Source organism: Intrasporangium sp. (assembly GCF_051961875.1).
Classification (GTDB): Bacteria; Actinomycetota; Actinomycetes; order Actinomycetales; family Dermatophilaceae; genus Intrasporangium_A.
In genome coordinates this window covers 1-4,642 of sequence record NZ_JBQCCV010000231.1, presented here as the reverse complement: position 1 = coordinate 4,642, position 4,642 = coordinate 1, and the positions used below count along the sequence as shown (strand labels likewise).

The window sequence follows — 4,642 nt, the reverse complement described above, 5'->3', positions numbered from 1 at the left end:
CCGTCGCGGCGTGGGTGCCAGTAGCTTTTTCCACCGTCCACGGAGGCGAGAGCCATCCGGGACCGCTCGACGGCGTCGCCGAAGCCAAGGCCGAACGCGTCGTCTGCGCCACCGCCGAACCCGGGGAGTGCGACGACGAGGCCGCGGGGTCGGCCCGTGCGCGGCACGGCCAGCCTCCAGCGCGCGGAGTCGACCCCGAAGCGGTTCGACAGGAGGCCCTCGCTGAGGGTCGGCCCCTCGGCGTTGGAGCAGCCGGACAAGCCTGCCGCCGCTGCTGCAAGAGCGAATGTCCCGGAAAGCACGGCGCGTCGCGACGGACCCGACCCTGTGGCCATTGGGCGAGCGTAGGGCCTGGATGACCCACTGACGGTGCAACGCGCAGGCTGGCAGCTGACGTCGTCTGCTGAGGTGGTGCTGGGTTGCGTCGTCAGCGCTAATCGCTCAGGACCCAAGCGGCGTAGCCGCCCGATCGCCGGGATGAGCGAACGTGCAGGCCGCCCGCCGAGGCGGCTCTGTTGCCGGGCCGGAGCCCTATCGAACTTGTGCAAGGAGGCGGCCGTCATCCCGGCTGGAGGGTGCTGGCATACCTGTGAGTCAGCGTCCGGCCAGTCTGGCCACGACCGGCGCCATCGTCGGGGCGAAGTCGGCCCCGAACACGAAATAACTGGCGCCGAGTTCCTCCCGCCTGCGCTGAATCAACTCGGTCGCTGCGCCCGCGTCATCCGGCAGAAAGGCAAGGGAGTCCGAGGCGCGCATGGCGGCAGGGTCGGTGTCGCGCGCGGAGGCCATGAACGGCGCCACGGCGTCGCCGATCACCGAGACGTGGAGCGCCAGTTCGATGTCCCGTCCCCCTCGAAGCGTGTGCGCGATCGAGGCAGCATCCGACCGCGTATCGCCCGGGATCGCGACGACGGTCACGGTGTCGGCCATCTCCAGGGCCAGCGCCTGGGCTTTGGGTCCACGAACCGCCATGGTCACGGGGGTGTGAGTGTCGGGACCGTCGAGTTCACGCAACCGCGTCACGGTCTGACGGATCTGGTCCAGTCGCTGGCCCGGTGACGGGACGGGCGCCCCGACGGACTTGAGCTCGTCCTCGATCCCGGGTCGGCCGGTGCCGATGCCCAGTTCGAACCGGCCATCTGTCAGGAGGGTGAGCGAGTGCGCCTCCCAGGCGGTATGCCAGGCGGCGCGGAGGGGGGACGCGTAGACCCACGTGCCGACGCGGAGGTCGGTGTCGGCGGCCGCCATCGCCAGGGTGGGTGCGGGCGAGGGCTGCCACTGCGGGACATCGGGCATCAGCAGGGTCGAGTACCCGAGGCCGGCAATCCGGCGAGCCCCCTCGCGCCAAGAGGAGATGTCTGTGAGCACCGGCGCGACCACTCCGAAGCGAAACGGTCTGGTCATGGCTGCATTCCTCCCATGCGCTATGGACCCTACGGCCTTCCAGAACTCATCGGCCACATATCCACCGCCGGCAGATTTGCAAGCTCACGGGCCCCGGGTGAAGAACCTGCCCAAGGGGGACCCTCGTTGGCGACCCAAATCCGACAGCCCGATACCTGCCTCCGCAGATGAGAACGAGGGTTGAATGGAACGCATAGGAAGGAGCAGGAGATGACCGAGACGAGGTGGAAGAGCCTCAGCAACCGAGCGAAGTGGGCAGCACGCGGCGCCTCTTTCATAGCGAAGGTCAAGGCCACCAAGGTCGTGTGGTTCCCGCCCAAGCCGGTGGAGACCGCAAAGAAGACGGCCTCAACGGCCGAGGAGCAGACGATCAGAGCGGCCAAGAAGACGACCGGCACCGCCGAAAGGACGACCGGAAGCGCCAAGACGGCGGCCTCAACGGCTGAGGACGAGACGACCAGGGCGGCCAAGACGACGGGAGGTGCTCTCAAGGGGACGACCGGTACCGTCAAGAAGGCGGCCCCGACGCCCGAGGGGCAGACGATTAGAGCAGACAAGAAGGCGACCGGCACCGCCGAAAGGACGACCGGAACGGTCAAGAGGACGACGGGCACCGCCAACAGGAAGACCGGCACCGTCGAGAGGACCGCCCGCACCGCCAAGACCGTGGGCGGCGCCACCAAGAACGTGGCAGACGGGGTACGCCGTCAGAAGTTGACCAGAGACACCAAAAGTGACTGACCGACCCGGTCTCCTGGTCACTCGAGCCATCGGCACGACCGCTCGGCGGCATGGCCGGACGAACGTCCTCCGCGCGGCAGATCCGGTAAACGTCTCATGCCTGTGAGCGTGCATTCGAGAGCGCTCAGTTGGCCCGGACCAGGAGAGGGCAAGCCATGCTGGGCGGTGTCGAACCCTGGGTGACGCACCACGAGCTGAGCATCGAGGTGCCCGGCGAGCGATTTCTCATACGTCCTTGTGCAGATTCTCCCGGCGAGTACCGATACGAGTGGGTATCGAGCCCAAACCCCGGCTACGGCTTCTCCGGCGGATTCTCGGGCCCAGTTGAATGCACCGTGGCTGACCACGTCCCGAACATCGAGACCTTCTTGGACAAGATCGCTCCAGACGCAGGCTATGTGCCGAACGCTGGCGACTGAACTGCCACGATGAGGGCACCCCGTTGTGCGACGATTCGCGTCACCTGCCACCCCCGGATGATACGAGGAAGGTGCGAACGCGGATGAAGCGATTGGGGCGGGTCCGCGGCATAGGCGTGGCCGCGCTATGGCTCCTCTTCGTGCCGGTCGCGATCGTGTTCCTCGGGCTCACGAACCTGATCGGGGCACCCAACGGGTGGCTCTACTCGCTGCTCGTCCTCGGCCCAGCCGCACCGCTTACCTGGTTTCTCGTCCGAGGCACCCGCCGCTGGCGCGGATGGCTGACCGCGGCCGTGGCCGTGACCGCCTTCCTGGTGATCTGGCTGCCCGCGGTGGCAACCCCAGACCACGCCCGCGTCGCCCAGCAGGCCCGCGCGATACCAGCACCACCGAACAGCGTGTACCTGGGGCGCGATCCCCTTGGCAACGACCTGTGCTTCCAACGGTGCCCGCAGATATTGCTCTACTACGCCGTGCCGTCCGCCGACGAGGCAGTTAGATGGCTGAACGGCTGGGCCGCCCGACAGGGCTGGACGCGCTCCACGCTGTTCGAAGGCGGGCCCAACGGCGGCTGGTGCAAGGGCGACTTCAGCCTGCTCGCCCACGCCGGGGCCGATGTCGACCGCCCAACCATCCCGGAACGGGAAGCGCCTCCCGGTACAGAACGGTTCCTGCTCCAAGTCCGAGCGAACTGCCAGTAGCACGCAACCTCGCCGAGAGCCTTCGTCGCGGCCGTGCTGCCGCGGTCGCCGCGTGCCGCCCAGCCGTTGCATCGCATTGGACGAGGGGTCGCTACCTACCAAGGCGCGCCGCGAAAGACCTGGCGAGTCCGGTCTTGCCCGATTCCTTAGCCCGTGCTTCGTCCCCACATCGGCTACTTGTTTCATTGACGGCAGGACCGGTGCCTGCGCAGGCTCTGGTCTAGGTGCCCGGGTTCGTCGCTCTCACCATCGGCTGCCCACGATGATCGTGTGGCTCTCACATGGACTGCGCCGCCCGGGCACCGCCGGGCAGGAGAGGCTCAAGAAGGGATTGCTCTGCTCGAAGTAGCGGTGCCCTCCATGCCCAACCAGTGATCGGTTCAAGGGCAAGGAGAACACGGTGAACGAGGACGTCTCGCGGGTCGTGATCGGGATGGACCCGCACAAGCGCACGGTGACGATCGAGGTGATGAGCGCCGACGAGGCGGTGCTCGGCGGTGGCCGGTTCGACACCACCATCGAGGGCTACGCCGCGCTGCTGGAGTACGTGGCGGCGTGGCCGGAGCGGGTCTGGGCGATCGAGGGTTGCGAGGGCGCCGGCCGGCCGATCGCCCTCCGGCTGCTCGCCGACGGGCACGACGTCATCGATGTGCCGGCGAAGCTGTCCGCGCGGGTGCGGGTGTTCGCCACCGGGCAGGGCCGCAAGACCGATGCGACCGACGCGCACTCAGTCGCGCTGGTCGGGTCCCGGATGGCCGGGCTGCGCCCGGTCGTGTCGGACGCGCAGCTGGAGGTGCTGCGCCTGCTGGCCGACCGGCGCCGCTCGATCGGTGAGGAGCACACCCGCAAGGTCGGCCAGCTGCACCGGATCCTGTCGGAAATGCTGTCCGGTGGCGCGAAGCAGTACCTGTCCGCGGCGCAGGCCCGCAAGATCCTGGCCGGGTCCGGCCCCGGGACGAGGTCGGCAAGACCCGCAAACGCGTCGCCCTCGAGCTCGTGGTGGACCTGGAGCGGATCTATGCCCGGAAGAAGGCCGCCGACAAGGAGCTGAAGGCCCTCGTGACCGCGACCGGCACCTCGCTGCTGGGCCTGCACGGCATCGGCCCGTCCGGCGCCGCCCGGCTGCTCGTCGAGGTCGGCGACCTGGCCCGATTCCCGGACCGCAACCACTTCGCGTCCTGGACCGGGACTGCCCCGATCGACGCCTCCTCCGGCGAGCACGTGCGCCACCGGCTCTCCCGGGGCGGCAACCGGCAGATCAACCGCGTCCTGCACATCATGGCCACCGTCCAGCTCCGCAACCCGACCGAGGGCCGGGCCTACTACGACCGCCGCAAGGCCGAGGGCAAGACCTCGATGGAAGCCATGCGCGCCCTG

Annotated in this window: 5 protein-coding genes and 1 pseudogene; 4 read left to right on the top strand and 2 right to left on the bottom strand. The window is 68.5% G+C overall.

The features are described 5' to 3' along the window. A pseudogene (locus ACTHJJ_RS13680) lies at window positions 1-335 on the bottom strand (hypothetical protein); the annotation flags it as partial. A 259-nt stretch (window positions 336-594) separates the two neighbouring features. Next, on the bottom strand, window positions 595-1,461 hold the full coding sequence (locus ACTHJJ_RS13675) for an LLM class flavin-dependent oxidoreductase (protein WP_440303489.1): 867 nt from the start codon (window positions 1,459-1,461) through the stop codon (window positions 595-597). A 153-nt stretch (window positions 1,462-1,614) separates the two neighbouring features. Between ACTHJJ_RS13675 and ACTHJJ_RS13670 the strand changes: the two genes are divergently transcribed. The 4 genes from ACTHJJ_RS13670 to ACTHJJ_RS13655 all read left to right on the top strand — a co-directional run. After that, the gene (locus ACTHJJ_RS13670) at window positions 1,615-2,145 is read left to right on the top strand and encodes a hypothetical protein (protein WP_440303488.1); all 531 of its coding nucleotides are present in this window, start codon (window positions 1,615-1,617) and stop codon (window positions 2,143-2,145) included. 502 nt (window positions 2,146-2,647) lie between these two features. After that, window positions 2,648-3,265, top strand: coding sequence for a hypothetical protein (locus tag ACTHJJ_RS13665; protein WP_440303487.1), 618 nt, complete (start codon window positions 2,648-2,650; stop codon window positions 3,263-3,265). Window positions 3,266-3,665: 400 nt separating this feature from the next. Beyond that, window positions 3,666-4,316, top strand: coding sequence for an IS110 family transposase (locus tag ACTHJJ_RS13660; protein WP_440303486.1), 651 nt, complete (start codon window positions 3,666-3,668; stop codon window positions 4,314-4,316). Beyond that, on the top strand, window positions 4,262-4,642 hold a 381-nt coding region (locus tag ACTHJJ_RS13655; RefSeq protein WP_440303485.1), incomplete at its 3' end, for a transposase. The genes ACTHJJ_RS13660 and ACTHJJ_RS13655, both read left to right, overlap by 55 nt.

Excerpts from the sequence above, each read along its gene's own strand:
- ACTHJJ_RS13665 (WP_440303487.1), top strand. The coding sequence starts at position 2,648 with ATGAAGCGATTGGGGCGGGTCCGCGGCATAGGCGTGGCCGCGCTATGG.
- ACTHJJ_RS13670 (WP_440303488.1), top strand. The coding sequence starts at position 1,615 with ATGACCGAGACGAGGTGGAAGAGCCTCAGCAACCGAGCGAAGTGGGCA.